15 protein-coding genes and 2 pseudogenes are annotated in these 16446 nt (G+C 61.9%); 7 read left to right on the top strand and 10 right to left on the bottom strand.

Annotated elements, in window-relative coordinates; genetic code table 11:
• Positions 1-340 precede the first annotated feature (340 nt).
• The gene (locus CK222_RS20195) at positions 341-706 is read right to left on the bottom strand and encodes a hypothetical protein (protein WP_245433108.1); all 366 of its coding nucleotides are present in this window, start codon (positions 704-706) and stop codon (positions 341-343) included.
• 487 nt (positions 707-1193) lie between these two features.
• Between CK222_RS20195 and CK222_RS20190 the strand changes: the two are divergent.
• Positions 1194-2214: pseudogene (locus tag CK222_RS20190) on the top strand (IS630 family transposase).
• Between the two features lie 1067 nt (positions 2215-3281).
• Here the strand turns inward: CK222_RS20190 and CK222_RS20180 are convergent.
• Positions 3282-3473 carry a helix-turn-helix domain-containing protein gene (locus CK222_RS20180; protein ID WP_095801544.1) on the bottom strand — a complete coding sequence of 64 codons (192 nt, stop codon included), beginning with the start codon at positions 3471-3473 and terminating at the stop codon, positions 3282-3284.
• An 816-nt stretch (positions 3474-4289) separates the two neighbouring features.
• On the opposite strand from CK222_RS20180, the gene CK222_RS20175 reads away from it, so the two are divergent.
• The 3 genes and pseudogenes from CK222_RS20175 to CK222_RS20165 all read left to right on the top strand — a co-directional run bounded on the left by CK222_RS20175 (position 4290) and on the right by CK222_RS20165 (position 6592).
• Positions 4290-4949 (top strand): FkbM family methyltransferase, encoded by a 660-nt coding sequence (locus CK222_RS20175; protein WP_127334990.1) that lies wholly within the window; start codon positions 4290-4292, stop codon positions 4947-4949.
• 330 nt (positions 4950-5279) lie between these two features.
• Positions 5280-5531: pseudogene (locus CK222_RS33540) on the top strand (DapH/DapD/GlmU-related protein); the annotation flags it as partial.
• A gap of 95 nt (positions 5532-5626) precedes the next feature.
• Positions 5627-6592, top strand: a complete 966-nt coding sequence (locus CK222_RS20165; protein ID WP_095801541.1) for a glycosyltransferase — start codon at positions 5627-5629, stop codon at positions 6590-6592.
• A gap of 445 nt (positions 6593-7037) precedes the next feature.
• On the opposite strand, the gene CK222_RS20160 is transcribed toward CK222_RS20165, so the two are convergent.
• From CK222_RS20160 to CK222_RS20150, 3 genes are all read right to left on the bottom strand, one after another.
• On the bottom strand, positions 7038-7280 hold the full coding sequence (locus tag CK222_RS20160) for a DUF982 domain-containing protein (protein WP_066999301.1): 243 nt from the start codon (positions 7278-7280) through the stop codon (positions 7038-7040).
• Between the two features lie 358 nt (positions 7281-7638).
• Positions 7639-7884 (bottom strand): DUF982 domain-containing protein, encoded by a 246-nt coding sequence (locus CK222_RS20155; RefSeq protein WP_059186167.1) that lies wholly within the window; start codon positions 7882-7884, stop codon positions 7639-7641.
• Between the two features lie 115 nt (positions 7885-7999).
• Positions 8000-8218: a hypothetical protein gene (locus tag CK222_RS20150; protein ID WP_245299680.1), complete on the bottom strand. Its 219-nt coding sequence runs from the start codon at positions 8216-8218 to the stop codon at positions 8000-8002.
• A 423-nt stretch (positions 8219-8641) separates the two neighbouring features.
• Here CK222_RS20150 and CK222_RS20145 point away from each other — a divergent pair, with 423 nt between their 5' ends.
• Positions 8642-9001, top strand: a complete 360-nt coding sequence (locus CK222_RS20145; protein WP_095801586.1) for a metalloregulator ArsR/SmtB family transcription factor — start codon at positions 8642-8644, stop codon at positions 8999-9001.
• Positions 8998-9273 (top strand): hypothetical protein, encoded by a 276-nt coding sequence (locus tag CK222_RS20140; protein WP_095801540.1) that lies wholly within the window; start codon positions 8998-9000, stop codon positions 9271-9273. Before CK222_RS20145 ends, CK222_RS20140 begins: the two co-directional genes overlap by 4 nt.
• A 250-nt stretch (positions 9274-9523) precedes the next feature.
• Here the strand turns inward: CK222_RS20140 and CK222_RS20135 are convergent, their stop codons facing one another.
• The 5 genes from CK222_RS20135 to CK222_RS20115 all read right to left on the bottom strand — a co-directional run bounded on the left by CK222_RS20135 (position 9524) and on the right by CK222_RS20115 (position 14754).
• A complete protein-coding gene (locus CK222_RS20135) occupies positions 9524-10330 on the bottom strand; it encodes an ABC transporter permease (RefSeq protein ID WP_095801539.1) in 807 nt (268 codons plus the stop codon).
• Between the two features lie 4 nt (positions 10331-10334).
• The gene (locus tag CK222_RS20130; RefSeq protein WP_067330676.1) at positions 10335-11168 is read right to left on the bottom strand and encodes an ABC transporter permease; all 834 of its coding nucleotides are present in this window, start codon (positions 11166-11168) and stop codon (positions 10335-10337) included.
• 23 nt (positions 11169-11191) lie between these two features.
• A complete protein-coding gene (locus CK222_RS20125; protein ID WP_066999254.1) occupies positions 11192-12304 on the bottom strand; it encodes an ABC transporter substrate-binding protein in 1113 nt (370 codons plus the stop codon).
• 68 nt (positions 12305-12372) lie between these two features.
• Positions 12373-13467: an ABC transporter ATP-binding protein gene (locus CK222_RS20120; RefSeq protein ID WP_095801538.1), complete on the bottom strand. Its 1095-nt coding sequence runs from the start codon at positions 13465-13467 to the stop codon at positions 12373-12375.
• Between the two features lie 390 nt (positions 13468-13857).
• Entirely contained in the window at positions 13858-14754 is an 897-nt protein-coding gene (locus CK222_RS20115; RefSeq protein WP_066999260.1) for a LysR substrate-binding domain-containing protein, read from the bottom strand.
• A gap of 82 nt (positions 14755-14836) precedes the next feature.
• On the opposite strand from CK222_RS20115, the gene CK222_RS20110 reads away from it, so the two are divergent.
• The gene (locus CK222_RS20110) at positions 14837-16423 is read left to right on the top strand and encodes an amidohydrolase (protein WP_176477680.1); all 1587 of its coding nucleotides are present in this window, start codon (positions 14837-14839) and stop codon (positions 16421-16423) included.
• Positions 16424-16446: the final 23 nt, after the last annotated feature.

Here is a 16446-nt window from a genome sequence, read left to right as displayed (position 1 = left end):
CACACAAGTAGAGCTGGTGGTTCCGCCAATCAGCATCGAGGCGCGATCCCAACTAACCGACCATGGCGCTGACAGGGACAAGAAGCGCCGAGGAGATTGATCGGAGGGTGCAGAACTAAGCGGGCGGGAACTCAGCACTGAAATGCGCAACCCTTGAAGGATCAAGACAGAGCGCTCCCCTCTCCGGCCACTGCGCGGCCACCTCTCCTCCGATTTGCGGGGTGAGGACCCGGTGAAGGCCGGCGGGACGGGTCTCTGTCCTAGCTCGGTTGCCGACCACCTTTCATGAGGGAAGCTTCGCCACGCCTCCCTCAAGGACTTCCGACAAGCCTGACAGGGGTCACATCGCATCGGCCGGCGCGAAGAAGCAATTCTCATCTTCTTCGGTGGGATGCAGGCAGATGTGGAAATTGTCATCACCAGATGGGATCACCACGTCGTAAGGAACGAAATAGCGGTCCTGATGAGTGACCTTCTGATGATCGCCCGGACGCAAGACGATGACATAGCCATCCGGTCGCGGCGTAACCGTGCTGGCGGGAATCTTGCCGCATTCGCCGGTCACTGCATCGCCGTGACAGCATGCTGGCGGATAAGTCCAGGCCCGATCCGCGCTGTGCGCTAACGCAGGACCACTCTCCAGCGCCGCAGCCGCGGCCACTAAGCCTGCCAGTCCTGCGCGTTGTCGCGTGCTGACCAAATGCATCGAAGGGCGCCCCCAGCGGTGACCGCAGTCGTCATCATCCACAACGCCATTCGCGGACATGCTTGGTGGCCGTTGGACTTTCGCGCCGGGAATTGCGACTTCTCTTCCTAGATTAGAATTCACTAATATGCTATAGCAAATGCGAGGGGGCTAAATCCCATGGCGCCGTTCAAGTGGCCTACTGCATTGATATGGCTTGCCTTAGCCAACAGTGCGAACGCTCACGATTGGTACACCGGCAAAACTGACCCGGTTCTTCATTATGATTGCTGCGGCAACAAGGATTGCCATCCAATCGACCCCGACGACGTCAGGGAAACGAAAGACGGTTATTTTGTCAGGCCGCCTCGCCCCGCCTACATGAATGAGCCACAGGAAGCAGAGTGGTTTGTTCCTAGAGCGGGATGAAATTGTTGGGAGTCGTTGAGGATTCCCAAATCAGCGGGTTTATGATTCACCATTCATGCTGGGAAGGAGGCCAGCATGGATGGCACTATCGATGGATCTGCGAGAGCGCGTCGTGGCGGCGGTGAAGGAGGGAATGTCGCGGCGCGCAGCTGCGAAGCGTTTCGGGGTCAGCTACAGCGCTGCGATCGAGTGGGTGAAGCTCGATGAGGAAACCGGCAGCGTAGCACCGCGCAAAGTCGGTGGTTCCAAGCCGAAGAAGCTATCGGGGGCCTGGCGCGACTGGCTCATTGAGCGCTGCCGCAAGCAGGCCTTCACGCTGCGCGGGCTTGTCGCCGAGCTCGCCGAACGAGGGCTTGAGGTCGACTATCGCTCGGTCTGGGAGTTCGTCCACGCCGAGGGTCTGTCGTACAAAAAAAGACGTTGGTCGCGGCCGAGCAGGATCGCCCCGACGTAGCGCGCCGACGGGCGCAATGGCTGGCCTATCAGAACCGCATCGATCCTGCCCGCCTGGTGTTCATCGACGAAACCTGGAGCCGCAATGGTGGTTGCAAGGTGATGATCGTAGGCCGCAATGGTGGTTGCAAGGTGATGATCGTAGGCCCGCTACTGGTGCGCCCAAGACCAACATGGCGCCACTCAGAGGCTGGGCGCCAGTTGGGCAGCGCATCAAGGCAAAGGTGCCGCACGGCCACTGGAAAACCATGACGTTCCTGGCCGCCTTGCGCCATGACGGCATCACCGCGCCATGGCTCATCGATGGGCCGATCAATGGCGAGCGCTTCCGCCTCTATATCGAGACCGTGCTGGTTCCGACCCTGAAGCCCGGCGACATCGTCGTCATGGACAATCTCGGCTCGCATAAGGGCAAGGCCGTGCGTCGCACCATTCGCAAGGCAGGGGCCAAGTTGATTCTCCTGCCCAAATACTCACCCGACCTCAATCCCATCGAACAGTTCTTCGCCAAGCTCAAACACTGGCTTCGAAAGGCGGCCAAACGGACGGCCGAGACCGTCTGCCAGGCGATCGGCGAAATCCTCAACCGGACGACACCCGCCGAGTGCTCAAACTACTTCGCCAATGCAGGATACGACCGGAGATGACTTCATCCCGCTCTAGAGAGCGCGTCCAGGCCGCTACCATATTTGCGAGCGTCTAATGACGTTGTACCGAACGATCATCCCCCATATGAAGTTCGAAGCGTATCAGAGATTCAGGTGGACGTGCTTCTTCGCACCGAGGGGCACAAGTTCAATCGCGCGTAGTGATCGGTAAGCCAATAGCCCTCTTGCGATCGATGCCCAGTCGAGGAGTATAGTCCTCACCGATGCGGCGGCCCTCTCGCGAGGATTGCCATGACAACGAAATCTCCCTTCGTAGAAGACACGCTCGGCAAGAAGCTCGAGGCCGGCACGGGGCTATTGCGTCCAAAGCCTGCGGCCTAGGGGAATAATGCCTCGTTGATGAAATTAGCAAGCCGTTGTGCGGCCAGAGCTGCCTGCGAGCGGGCTGTGTCGCGCGCGGCAGTCTCATGCCGCGCGTGAGCTCGGCCGTTCCCGTCGCTGACAACACGGGTTCGGCGTGGCAATAGCGAAGCCGCCAGTACCTAGAAGCTGTGTTGTCCAAAAAATGTCGGTGCGCTCATCTGACTTGGGTCGCCCACCTGCCGGGACGACTGATTTCGTGACTGTGACTGCGGCCCGCGAGGTTCAATGAGGGGCGTTGCCCCTTTTAAAATTATCTCTGGCGGCGTTGGTCGTTTCACTATTGGCTCTGACGCTCTCGACGCTGACCCTCGGAAGATTGGAAGGACCATGGCCGATGGACGGCTTGCCGTGAAGACCTCTCTCGAAACAAGGCAGATCATCCCCGAAGTCGAGCCAGGGGGGCATCTCGCCGACCATGATATGCGCCTGCGGTTTGACTAAGGTCAGATCTTCTAGGGTGCAGGGAAAGATCGAGAGCTCCCGAGCGTTTGGGCCTGAACGCCAGCGACATCGCCAACGCCCTCGCGCAGGCAAATGATCGGGACGCCACAGTGTATCTGGCAGATGTAGCCCGCGAGCGCAGGTTGCACAAGCAGGCTTAGGGCATTGGTCAAAGACTTGAACGACCATCCGCGTGTCGGGCTGCTGCGCCCGCACCGCCATCAGGAAGTCGTGATGCGGCTTCAGCACTTCAGGCGGCGGCCGCCCGTGGCCATTGCTCTGCGACTGCCGGTGCGCTCAGCTCGCTGAACCCATTTGATCGCCGCCGATTCACTGACCCCGAACCGCCGTGCCGCAGCACGCCGGCTCATTCCCTCCTTCATGACCGCGTCGATCACACGGTCGCGCAAATCCTGCGAGTAGCCAGCCGTCATCCATGCTGGCCTCCGTCCAGCCAGCAGGTTGAATCAAACTCTGCCTGATTTGGGAATCCCTTCCGATTCCGTCACAATGCAAGACGCTCTAGGAGGAACAGAAGGTGAAATGACGTTCCTCCAAGGTATGGGCTTAGGGGCCTCGAAATGGGGCTGCGTTCCCCAAAAAACCCAATCAGTTCAACGCCCGTGGAGTTCCGAAAGGCGGAGCCTTCGTATGCCCTATTGCTACCATCTGAAATTGAGCAGCGCGATCGCTCAACTGGTTGCTGACAATGGCGAGATCTTGACGGCCGAGGCGATGCCGCCCTTGGGACAAGCCAGACATGGGACTGAAGCCTAGTTTTCGACCACGATTTCGAGCCAATCCCCGTTTACAGGGGCGCCAAATTCTTCAGTGTTTCGGCGGGCCCCGTTTACAGCTGAGAACCACGGAAACCCCAGAATTCTGCGGTTTGCCTACGGCCTTCTAAGCCGATGGTCGCAGGTTCGAATCCTGCCGGGATCGCCATTAATTTCAATCACTTAGCGCTTTCCCGGCTAAGGGTTCCAACTCGAAAAAGAACCGATTTCCAACTTTTAATCCTTTTCGCGGTTCCACTTGCGGCCGAAGCGGCGGCAAGTTCGCGCTCAGCGCCTGCTTCGACACCCACGGAACGCTCGATGATGGCATGAAAGCGATCGTTCCCGAGGTGATCGCCCGCCGATGACCTGAATATCTGATCCAAGTGGAAACACGGCGCTTTGGGGAATTTGGATGCTTGAAGACGCGCGCGGTGCCCAGTATATCCGCGCCGAAGGGCAGACGGACTCAGAGTGTTACAGGAAAGTTATCTCGAATTTGTATTGCGCTGGCATCTGTATCGCAGATGGCATCGTCCGCCGCGTCCGAAGAGGCAGGCTGAGTTCGACTTTCATCAGCTGATGAAATCCCTTCCGCGCCATGGCCTTTTCATCGACCTCGGGGCCAATGTAGGCGACGTTACCCGGCACGCTCTCAGCTATGGCATGAAGGTAATCGCCTTTGAGCCGGACCCTAGGGCTCTCAAGATCTTGAAGGGCCGGTTCGGCAATGACGAGCGGGTAACGATCATTCCAAACGCGGTAGGCGGCTCCGCGAGGACGGCAATCCTTAATCAGAGGCCCGACACGAAAAATGTCCGGATGACCGAGTGGTCATCTCTGTTCGAGGTGCCCGAGCACGCGAACGGCCCCGCCGTTGAAGTCGAAGTGATCGATCTCGTGCAGTTTCTGAGAGGGATCGAGGAACCGATTGCCGTTATTAAGATGGACATTGAGGGTGCGGAAGCGGAATGCATCGAGTCCATGCTCGATAACGGCATCTATCGGTCCATCGGTCATGTTCTGGTGGAGACGCACGAAAGGCTTTCGCTGGATTTGGCCAATCGGATCGCCGTGCTTCGCGACCGCATCAGTAGAGACGGGATTAACAATATAGACTTGGGCTGGGGGTGATCTCAGGCTGAGAATCACGAGAGCTATGGCTGGCTCATTTACTGCTAAATCGCAGAAGGGCTGCGGGGAGCTCTGCATATGTCTATCTTTTCCAAATGGTTGCGGGATGCCCGCTCTAAACTTCCGGAGAATGTTGCTATCGGCCGCCACACTTACGGCGTGACGTGGCGAAAGGTTCTGTTCCCATCGAAGGAATCACCTTTGCAAGTAGGGGCCTTCTGCTCGATCGCGGGTGACGTGCTTTTCATGTGCTCCGGTCAGCATTCGACCGGCAGCGCCACCTCATTTCCAATCCACAGCCGGATACTGAACCAACCGGAGCCGATCGGAAATGGCGGCAAACCAGGCGGCATCACGATCGGCAACGACGTCTGGATCGGCCACGGCGCCATAATTTTACCAGGAGTTGAGGTCGGCGATGGCGCGGTGGTAGGCGCCGGGGCGGTGGTCACTAGGACCGTGCCGACCTATGCGATCGTAGGCGGGTCTCCGGCCCGGCTAATCAGATATCGCTTTTCGCAAGACGTCATCTCGAAGCTGCTGGCAATCCGGTGGTGGGAGTGGGAGGACGATAAAATAAAAAGAGAGGCGGGCGCCCTCACTGGTCCCATCGAAACTTTCATCGAGAAGCATTTTGTGACAGGCACTAGGGCTAAATAGGCTCACAAACGGTTCAAATGACCAATTCGTGTTTTTTTCTGGCGGCAGATGCCAAGTACTTTCCGTATGCATGCCTAGCAGCGCGCAGAATTCTCGACGTTTCGCGCAAAACGACACCTGGTTTCATCATGCATCTCGGGGCAAATCAGGACGATGTCGGCATTGCGTATCGGTTGCTGAAAGACCGTGTCCGGATCGTGGACGTGACGAACTTCATGGCTGACTCGGGCTACCGTTTTCGCCCGGGGAGCGTCGCCACTTTCATCCGCCTGTTCGCCGACCGGTTCAGCGAATTCGCGGTATACGATCGCATCGCACATATCGACTGCGACGTTCTGTTCAACCGCGACATTGCCGATCTGGTGGACCAGCCTATCCACGCGCACCTCCTAGCGGCCCACGACGACTACATGTACTTCCGCCCGGGTTACCGAGACGAGATGTCGATGCAACCGGGCGCGCCCTATTTCAATGCCGGCATTATCGTCTTCAACATGCGGCCGGTGCGAGAGGAAGACCTGTTGAAGCAGGCCCGAAAGCTCGCCGTTGACGGACAAATGAACGACCAGAACGCGCTCAATGTCGCCTTCGAGGGCAAATGGCAGACGATGCACCCGAACTGGAATCTGATGTCGAATGGCGCCCGGGATTATCGGTTTTCTCAGGCCTATGCACGGCATTTCGCGGGCGGCAAGCCTTGGGGCAGCCAGATTGGAGTCGAGCTTGAAGCCCTCAAGATCTGGCGCGATCTGGCAGAGGATACGCCTTGGAATAAGCCCTTCCGGCAGCGGCTGCCGTTCGAGCGCGGGATAACGAAACGCTTTCTCCGGCGCTTCGATGCCGTCGGCGGTCTCTTCGGTAACGACGTGCATCGCCGCCGCGCGCGCTACGACGCGGCGAAAATGCACCGGATCTACGCAAGGCAAGCGGAAGAGGGCGCGATGGCCGTGCAATTCCCGGAGGTGCTCGGCGGGTTTGGCTGATCTTCTTTCCAAATCGGCCGCATCCTGTGGATATTAGCCGCCCGTTCACCATGACTCTCTCTTCGCATTGAGCGCCGGCGGCCGGCTCGTTGAAATGGTACGGCCTGAACAACAGGCGCCCCGAAAGTCCAGCGGCCGGCGTTTTCATGTAGCCCCGTCTGGATGTCCGCAAGGGCGTGCTGAAAGTATGCGTCGGTCGCTGCTCTCACTCGCTGGGATGCCGCAATCGATACCGCACAAAATCAAGCCCGCCCCGGCGATGGGAAGCCGGAACGGGCTCGGCTTGGGTCTGGAACCCGTGTAGTCAGGAGACTACGGAGAAGTAACAGGTCGGCGGCTGCAATGTTCCGAATTTTCTGGCTTACGGGCCGCCGGGAGCAAATTCTGGGCGGTAATTCGAGACGGTCCAGGTGGCGGATTTTTCCGCACGGGATCGCGACACGCTTCAGGCCAGCAGGCCGGCGGCCTTCGCTGCCTTGCGCAGGGTTTTGCGGGCTTCGGTAGGACTTCTCAAGCCGTCGAGCGCGTCGCGGCAGACGCGGCTTGCCGACCGCCAGGCGCGGTCGCGCGCCCGCCTTGGCCAGCGCAGGTCGAGGCATTCGACGGCCTCGAAGCAGCTTGAGACCTTGCGATGTCCGCTTGGTTCGAAATCGATCACGACCGGCTCGGAAAACCAGACGTCGTTCATCACATGCTCCGTTCGTATGTTGGTCTTTTGATAAGCAACGGCGCCGGCAGGCGCCTGTTGGGATGCGGGCCCCGGATGATCGGCGGACCCGCGCATTAACCAAACACTGCCGATAATGTTCCGGAAAATTTTAGAGATTAGCGATGGGCCGGCCGGAGTTGCTCACGTAGCGGATTCATTGCGCCGGCGCCGCGCAAAAAACATGTGACAACGTCACTGGCCGCGCTGTCGTCCGCGGCGAGATCGGAGCCGACAGGCGGATGAACGCGTCAGGCAGCGGTTTCGGCCGGCGCGGAAGCGTCCGGTCAATTCGCGCGTCGTGTCGCTCTTCTACAGAAGACAGGATGCCGCCTTGGAGCTATTCGACCAACACATGCGCTTCGCGCGCGGCGCTGATGAAGGCTTCCCTGGCGTTGTCGGCCGGAACGTCGCCGCTCATTGCCCGGCGGCAGGCGCGCAGCGCCGCGCCATGCTGCGCGCTGCCGGCGTCGCGCCATTGGCCCGTCAGCAGTTCCACAGCCTGCTGGGCGTTGGAAATGTGTCGGATCGAGCCTGCCACGCCGACGGCGACTTCGACCGGCCTGGAAAACCATCCCTGGATCATCGCGAAACCCCTAATGCGTTGTGAGCGGATGATAAACGCGCCACCGCGCGGCAAGTTTCATCCCGATATTTCAACAGGATGTGAGCAGCGCGCCGGTAACGGGCGTGGCTGCCGCCTATCTTCCGAGCGGCTTGCGGGACAGTTCGATGAGTTCCGTCTCATCGGTGATGCCGGCCATGTAATTGGCGATGATGCGGGAGGCGCGCGCCTCCTTCTGCTCTTCGGTTTCTCCATCGATGCGGCCGCTCTCGAAGACACGCCCCAACAGCGCCGTCTCGGCGGGCGTGAATGTGTTTCGCGACATGTTGGACACGGGCTTCTTCCTCCAGCTCATGTCCCCCTTGCTCCCCGGCTAAACATTAGCACGGGTTCGGAAACGGGGTGAGTCCTCAAGGAAACGGCGACAACGTGCGTCTTTCGCGGCGCCCGGCCGGTCAGGTTTTCGTCTCGTTGTGTGCTCGACAGCATGCCGGAGATGGGGCCAGCTTCGCTATCTTGCTGAAAGGACGAAGCGCTGATACTCATTAGCGGCGCGGAATTATTCCGAGTCTGCGCCAACTTGCGTCGCGCAACAACGCGGCGCAGGCTGTCCGAGACCAAGATCCCGACGTGGTGGCAACCGGGTTACGGAGGGTTTTGGTCGAACAAAGAAGCAGGGCAGGTTCCGACTGCGTGTCGGAGCAGGCCCATCAAATGCTCTGGAATTCCGAAGCCATTGCCCCCGTGGCCTCGGAAGAGCATGAACATGGGGAAACCGATGGTGACCAAGAAACTTACCGCCAACGCAGAAAGCGCGGCAGCCTTTCTTGCGGTAATGGGCAACGAGAAGCGTTTGCTCATTATGAACTACCTGGCCGAGGGCGAATTGTCTGTCGGCGCGCTCGCCGACAAGGTTGAACTCAGCCAGTCCGCACTCTCCCAGCATCTGGCCAAACTGCGCAGGTTTGGCCTGGTCGACACCCGCCGCGACCGCCAGATGGTCTATTATTCCTGCAAGTCGTCCGCGGCGCGTGAGCTCCTCGTTCTGCTCGACGGGCTGCTGACCATGGACAGGCCGCTCGCCGGCCCGGCCCGGCAGGCTCTTTTCGAAAGAATGCGGCCGCCGCAGGCCGCTTGAACGGCTCCGACCGCAGGCGAGGGCGAGCAGCCTTCGCCTGCTTCGCCTGCGCGGCGCGCCCTCTGAAGGCGCGATGCAAACAGGATGGCAATGCGCCGACCGGCATACCTGCCCTGGCGGCACTTTATGATCACTTCATTCGCCGGGACGCGATCCTGGCCAGAATGCTGCTGCCGGGGAAACCGGTAGCGGCCGGATTTCGTCATGTCGTCACGGGCTGGCCGTCGTCGCCGATCGGGCTCGACTTGTCGCGCTCTTCCCATCACTTTTGATTGAAGGATGCTGCGCCGGCGCGGTCGCGGATGCTCGCAAGGCGATGATAATACGTCTCTTTTCTGCCTCCGCCCGCTCGCTCAGGTGGCGCGAAGTTTACGGATTTGTAAATCGCGCGCCGGACTTCGGGTGGCTAGACTTTACGCGATCCACACCCCCGGATCACCACGGGCCAGACTTCCACTTTGGCACCGTCAGAGGCTCGCCGCTCCCGGCGGGCCTCTTTCGTTTTGGGACAAAGCCGCGGATTTACGGTGCGGCTCGCCGGCGCGTAATCACGCTTCGCGCGGCGAGCACCAGCACGGTGATGATGATCAGGATCACCGAAAGGGCTGCGATCGCCGGATCGATGTTGTCGCGCAGGCCCATCCACATCAGGCGCGGCAGCGTGATGGCGTTCACCGAGGTGATGAACAGCGTCACGCCGATCTCTTCCCAGGAGAGCACGAAGGAGAGGAGCGCCGCGGTGACGATGCCGAACTTGATGTTGGGCATGATGATGCGCGTCGCGCGCTCCCACACACTGGCGCCCAGGCCTCGTGCGGCGAGGTCGATGCGCCGATCGAGCTGGCTGAGCGAGACCAGGATCAGAACGGTGGCGAAGGGCACCGTCATCACCGAATGCGCCATCGCGACACCCAGCCAGGTGTCGTAACCGAAGAAGGATGAGATGCCGGAGACCGAGGTGAGCAGGAAATACAGGGTCACCGCCGAGACCACCGGCGGCACCACCATAGGCAAAAGGACGAAGCCGACCAGGGCGGCGGTGAAGCGCGGCTGGAACATCCACACGCCGAGGCTGAAGGTGAGCGCGAGCGCCGTGGAAATCGCGCTGCTGACCACACCGATGCGGATCGAGAGCAGGATGGACTCCAGCCAGCGCGGATCCTCGATCAGCGAACGGTAGTGGCGCAGCGACAGTTCGCCGGTCGGCATGGTCAACATGCGGCTCGGCGTCAGCGACACCGGGATGACGGCGAGCAATGGCATAAGCAGAAACAGCGCCACCAGGACGGCGAGGATGAGCGAGACGGGACCGGGGCGGTAGGTGGGCATCTTGCTACACCAATTGCTTCGGTTTGACGTAGCGGAACAAGAGCGCCATCAGCGCGCCGACGAACACCACCAGCACGACGCTTATTGCCGCGCCCAGCCCCCAGTCCGGGCTCTGGAAGATGCGAAGATAGATGAGTTCGGCGATCATCACGCTGCGGCCGCCGCCGAGGATCGCCGGCGTGACGAAGAAGCCCAGCGAGAAGACGAAAGTGATCATCGCCGAGCCGATAATGCCCGAGCGCGTCATCGGCACGAACACCGTCCAGAAGGTGCGCATGCGGCTGGAGCCAAGACCGCGCGCCGCGAGCAGCACGCGCTCGTCGAGGCTGCGCATGGCCGAAGCCAGCGGAAACACCGCGAAGGGGATGAGGAAATGCGACATGCCGACGATGACGCCGAACTCGTTGCGCACGAGCGTCAGCGGCTCGGAGATGAAGCCGATCGATTGCAGCCAGGTGTTGATGAGCCCGCGGTTGGACAACAGCGCCACCCAGCCGAAGGCGCGCGTCAGCACCGAGATCCAGAACGGCACCAGGATGCAGAATTCCGCAAGCACGCGCTGCACCGGGCTGCCGCGCACCCAGACGACCGTGATCGCATAGGCGGCGGTGACGGAAACGATGGTGACGATCGCCGCGATGCGCAACGTGCGGACGAATACCGACTGCACCAGCGGATCGCTGACCAGCGCGCCATATTGGCCGAGTCCCGGCGTCGGCAAGGTGAAGCTCCACTTCACCACGCCGAGGAAAGGCCAGGCATAAGCAAGGACCAGGAACAGGAGCAGCGGCGCCATCAACAGCGCCGCGCCCGTCCTGTCGGAGAGGGTGCCCCTCATGTCAGTTCAGCATCTCCGCCCGCTCAAGCCGAGATGATCTTGGTGTATTCGTCGAGCGCCGCGCCGTAGTTCTTGGCGTACCACTCCATGTCGAGCGGGATCTGCTTCTTCATGTTTTCCGGATCGACCGGGTTGATGCGCTTCTTGTCGGCCGGGATCAGCGCGTCGGCCGCCGGGTTGGCCGGGCCCTGGCCGAGCTTCTCGAACATCACCAGTTCCTTCTGCGGATCCTGCGTGCTGGCGATGAACTTCATCGCAGCTTCCTTGCCGCCGGGGTTGTTCTTCAGAACCGCGAGCGCGCCGGGCGAGATCAGGCCCTGGTCCCAGATGAACTTGATCTGGCCGCCCGAGTCCTGCTCGATCAGCGAGGCGCGCGTCGACCAGACGATCGCCATGGAAGCCTCGCCGTTGAGCAGCACGCTCTGGCTTTCGGCGCCGCCGCCCCAATAGGAGACGACGTTTTCCTTGAAGGCGGCGATCTTGTCATGCGCTCGCTTGAGGTCGAGCGGATAGAGCGAGGCGGGTGCCACGCCGTCGGCGAGCAGGGCGGCTTCCCAGCTCGACACACCCCATTTGTAGAGCGAGCGCTTGCCGGGGAATTTCTTCACGTCGAAAAAGTCGGCCATGCCGGTCGGCGCATTGGAGCCGAACTTCTGCGAGTCGTAGGCGATCACGTAGGAGAAGAAATAGGTCGACGCGGCAAATTCCCAGCCGAAGCCCGGCCGCATCTTGCTCTTATCGACGATCTTGTAGTCGATCGGCTCGAGCATGCCCTGGCCGCCCAGCGTAATGGCCGAGAACGGATCGACGTCGACCAGGTCCCAGGTCGGCGCGCCGCTCTTGAACTGCGCGGCGATCGCGCCCTCGGTCGGGCCCGAGCCGTCCATCTTCACCGGGATGCCGGTATCCTTGGTGAAGGCCTGGCCGTAGGCGGCGTCGTAAGCGGTGATGGCGTCGCCGCCCCAATTCACCAGCACCAGCCCCTTGGTCTCGGCTTGAGCATGGGTCGAGCGCAGCAGCATCGGCGTGCCGGCGAGCACGAGGCCTGCAAGCTGCGCGAATTGCCGGCGCGAGATCTCGCCGCGTTTTGCCCTCTCTGCGAGGGAGTCGATGGTCTGTTTCTTGGTCTCGTTCATGTCAGTTCCCCTTGTTTTAATTGATCTGATCCGGAAACCGACGCGGCGAATTCACGCCGCTTCGGCGCTCATTGTCCTCCGTCCGGCAGGAGGAAGCCCTTTTCCGCCGGCCAGGTCAGCCAGACGGAATTGCCCTTGCTCAACGCTGCCGCGGCCACCTCGTTCGGCACCGAGACGGTGACCTTCGCACCCTGGCGCGTGGTCAGGTCGAGCTTGGTCGCCGCACCCAGATAGGTCGAAGCGACAGCAGTGGCGGCGATGCCGTTTTCGCCGGCCGCTGCCTCCGGCGCGATCGACATGTGTTCCGGCCGGATTGCCAGGATAGCGTCGCCGCGGACCTTTTCTGCTTTGCAGCGCATGTTGACCGCCCGGTCCTCGCAGACACCGGTGGCGCCATTATCGGCGGGCTTGACGCCCTTCACGGGCAGCATGTTGATCTCGCCCAGGAACTCGGCGACGAAGCGGCTGGCCGGCCGGTCGTAGACCTCGTCCGGCCTGCCGACCTGCAAGAGCTTGCCGTGATTGAAAATGGCGACGCGCGAGGAAAGCGCCAGCGCCTCGCTCTGGTCGTGAGTGACGAAGACAAAGGTGGTGCCGGTCTCCTGGTGCAGCCGCTTCATCTCGGCCTGCATCTGGCCGCGCAGGCTCTTGTCCAGCGCCGAGAACGGCTCGTCGAGAAGCAGCACGCCCGGCTCGAACACCAGGGCGCGGGCGAGCGCCACGCGCTGCTGCTGGCCGCCGGAAAGCTGCGCCGGCAATTTCTTCTCGTGGCCTTTGAGACCGACGCGCTCGATCATCTCGCCGACACGGCTTTTGATCTCGGAAGCGGACTTCTTGCGCACCTTGAGCGGAAAGGCGATGTTCTGTTCCACGCTCATATGCGGGAACAAAGCATAGCCCTGGAATACCATGCCGGCGGCGCGCTGTTCGGCCGGCCGGTCGGTAATGTCGGTGCCGTCGCTGAAAAGCCTGCCCTCGCTCGGCTGCACGAAGCCGGCCAAGATCATCAGGAAGGTGGTCTTGCCGGAACCGGATGGCCCAAGCAGCGTCAGGAACTCGCCGCGGCCGATATCGAGCGTGAGATTGTCCAGCGCCCGGAACGAGCCGAAGCTCTTGCCTATCCCGTTCGCCTTGATCTCTGCGGCCCGGCCGGGTTGCTGCATCCTGCCTTCGTCCTCACGCTTGTTTCAAATCGTATGCACGGCGCGCGTTCACCGCAACCGAATAGTTTTCGTCTGTTCGGCAAATTTGATTCACGGATGGGCAGGTGGCGCGAGCGTCTCCCAAACTTGGGCGTTCGGCGGGCTCGCCAACCTTCGCGATTGGCGAAGGCGTTCATGCCGTCGCCATTTCAGGGCGGAGCAAGGAGCGAAGCGACGCGCGCAGACCCTGGTTGCCATGCCGTGACCTCTGGGAGCTGCAACGGTGCAGAATTCTGATCAAGCGTGCCTTTCGCGATCGCCACGGAATGGATCCTCGGGTCAAGCCCGGGGATGACGACCGGACGGTTGGCACTCCGAGGGACATCCTAAGGCGTGCCGGCGTCCCCGCCTTCAATACTTCGCCAGCCTGCTTTCCAAAAGCTTCGCCCGCAGCCAGTCGCTGAAGGCATTGAGTACCGGGTGGCCCGCCTTGGCATGCTCGAAGACCAGATAGTAGGAGCGCGGCGAGGGCACCGTCGCTTCGAACGGCTTGACCAGCCTGCCCTCGCTCAGCGCCCGGCGGCCGGTCAGCTCGTCTCCCATGGCGATGCCCTGGCCGGCGATTGCCGCCGAGAAGACGAGGTTCATGTCGGAAAAGAAGATGCCGCCTTCGGTGTCGGGATTTTCCACCTTGGACAGCGCCAGCCAGCGCGCCCAGTCCTCGGTATCGCTGAGATGCAGCAGGTTGGCGCGCAGGACGTCGGCGGGCTTGGAAAAGCCGCCCACCTTGTTGAGCAACGTCGGGCTGCAGAGCGGCGTGAAGGAGACCTCGCAAAGCAGCTCCACCGCGCGGTTCGGCCAGTTGCCGACGCCGAAGGCGATGAAGGCGTCGGCCTCCGGATTGCTGACATCGTCGAGCCGCCGCGGCGTCAGCACCGAGAGCGCGACGTCCGGATACATCTGCTGGAACTCGCCGATATGGGTGCATAGGAACATCGAGGCGAAGCCCGGCGGACAGGAGATACCGAAGGAGCCGCCGACGCCGGCGCCGCTGTTCTGCGTCCCCGCGTCGCCGAGCACGGTCAGCGCCTTCCTGACATCGGCGGCGTAGCGCTGGCCGCGCGGCGTCAGCGCCACGCCCTTGCCGATGCGCTGCAAGAGATCGAAGCCGAGGTCGCGTTCGAGCAGCCTCAGCTGATGCGAGACGGCGCTGCGGGTGAGGTGGAGTTCATCGGCCGCGCGCCACACGCTGCCGTGACGAGCAAAACTGTCGAGGGCGCGAAGCGCCTGCGTGGAAGGTATGCGCAAGAGGCCTCAGGTGAACCGAATTTGCACGAGCCGGGAAAACATATCACTTTTTGAAGAGCCGCTTCACTGCTTTCTTTGCGGCATGGAGAAACCGGTGACGACATCAGCGCAGGAAACGGCACTGGCCTGCATCGACGGCATCCAGCCGCTCTTGTCGGCCTGGACGCGCACCATCTTCGACCTCGGCGAGACCGCCTGGCGCGAGTACCAGTCCGCAGCCTGGTATGTCGACCGGCTGAAGCGTGAGGGCTTTTCGGTGGAAGAGGGCTCGGGCGGCATGCCGACCGCCTTCTGCGCGCATTGGACGAATGGCGAAGGACCGACGATCGGCATGTATGCCGAATACGACGCGGTGCCCGGCAACTGCCAGGATGCCGTGACGGTCAAGCAACCGCGGGCGGGGCTCAGCGTCGAGGCGGGTGGCCATACCGATCCGCACTCGGGCCTCGGCATTGGCAGCCTCGGCGGGCTGCTCGCCGCCAAGGCCGCGATGCAGCAGCATGGCATTCAAGGCACGCTGCGCTTCACTGGCGAGCCGGCAGAGAAGGTGAGGGGCTCGAAGCCGATCCATGCCGCCAAGGGCTATTATGACGGCCTTGCCGGCATGATCTCCTTTCATCCCTTCTATATGCTGCCGCTCTGCAACACCGCGCGCTGGGACACGCATTGCGGCGCGGCGTATTCGATGATCTACCGCTTCATTTGCGACGAGCCTCAGAACTGGGGTCGCGCAAGCGATGGCGCCCCGATCCCGCAGGCGCATTCCGCGGTCAGGGCGCCAGGTGCCAACGACGCGCTGATGATGATGTACATGGCTTCCAAGGCGCTGCGCGATTCCATGCTGACCCACCAGGGCGGCTGGTCGATCAGCGAAGCGATCCTGACCGCGGGCCAGGCGACCGCCGACAATCTGCCGGCGGGTCTTGCCGAGATCCAGTACATGATCCGCGTGCCGACGATCGCCATGGCCGAGCAGGTGACCGCCGTGCTCGACCGAAACGCGGAAGCCGCCGCCAGGATGAGCGGCTCCCGCTACGAACGCCACTGGGTGTCGAAGTCGCGCCCGGGACTGGCCAACCACGCCATGGCCGGCATCACCTATGAAGCGCTCTCGACCGTCGGTCCGCCACAGTGGAACGAAGAGGCGAGGGCGATCGCCCGCGAGGTCCAGGTCAATGCTGGCGGCGAGGCGACCGAGAATCCGTTCATCGACGAGCTGGAGCGCCTTATCACGCCGCAGGAGGCCGAGGCGATCCTGCGGCGCGACCTGCCGCCCTCGCAGGTGAACTCGACCTCGGACGACTATACCGACATGAGCTGGCACGCGCCGACATCGCGCTTCTACGTCGCCCGCCCGGCGCTGCGCTCGGCCAACGGTCACGCCTATCCCGCTTGGGTGATGAACGCGTTGGGCGGCATTGCGGCCACCATCGACCCGATGGTGACCTGCGCCTCCAAGACCGTCGCGCTCACCGCGCTTCGCCTACTGGAAGACAAGGCAACGCGCGATGCGGCCATGGACGAATTCGTCAAGCGAACCGGCGGCGGCGCCGGCGGCTCGAACTGGATCGCGCCGCTTTGTGACTACGAGCCGCCGATAAACTTCCGCTGGCCGGAATATGTCACCACCGGGCGCGGGCGCGACTGGTGGATACCGAGCAGCCAATGATCTCAAGCAGACCGACCCCGAGG

Source organism: Mesorhizobium sp. WSM3866 (assembly GCF_002294795.1).
In the GTDB taxonomy this organism is placed as follows: domain Bacteria; phylum Pseudomonadota; class Alphaproteobacteria; order Rhizobiales; family Rhizobiaceae; genus Mesorhizobium.
The sequence above is the reverse complement of the archived record's forward strand: the minus strand, read 5'-3'. Positions and strand labels throughout refer to the sequence as shown.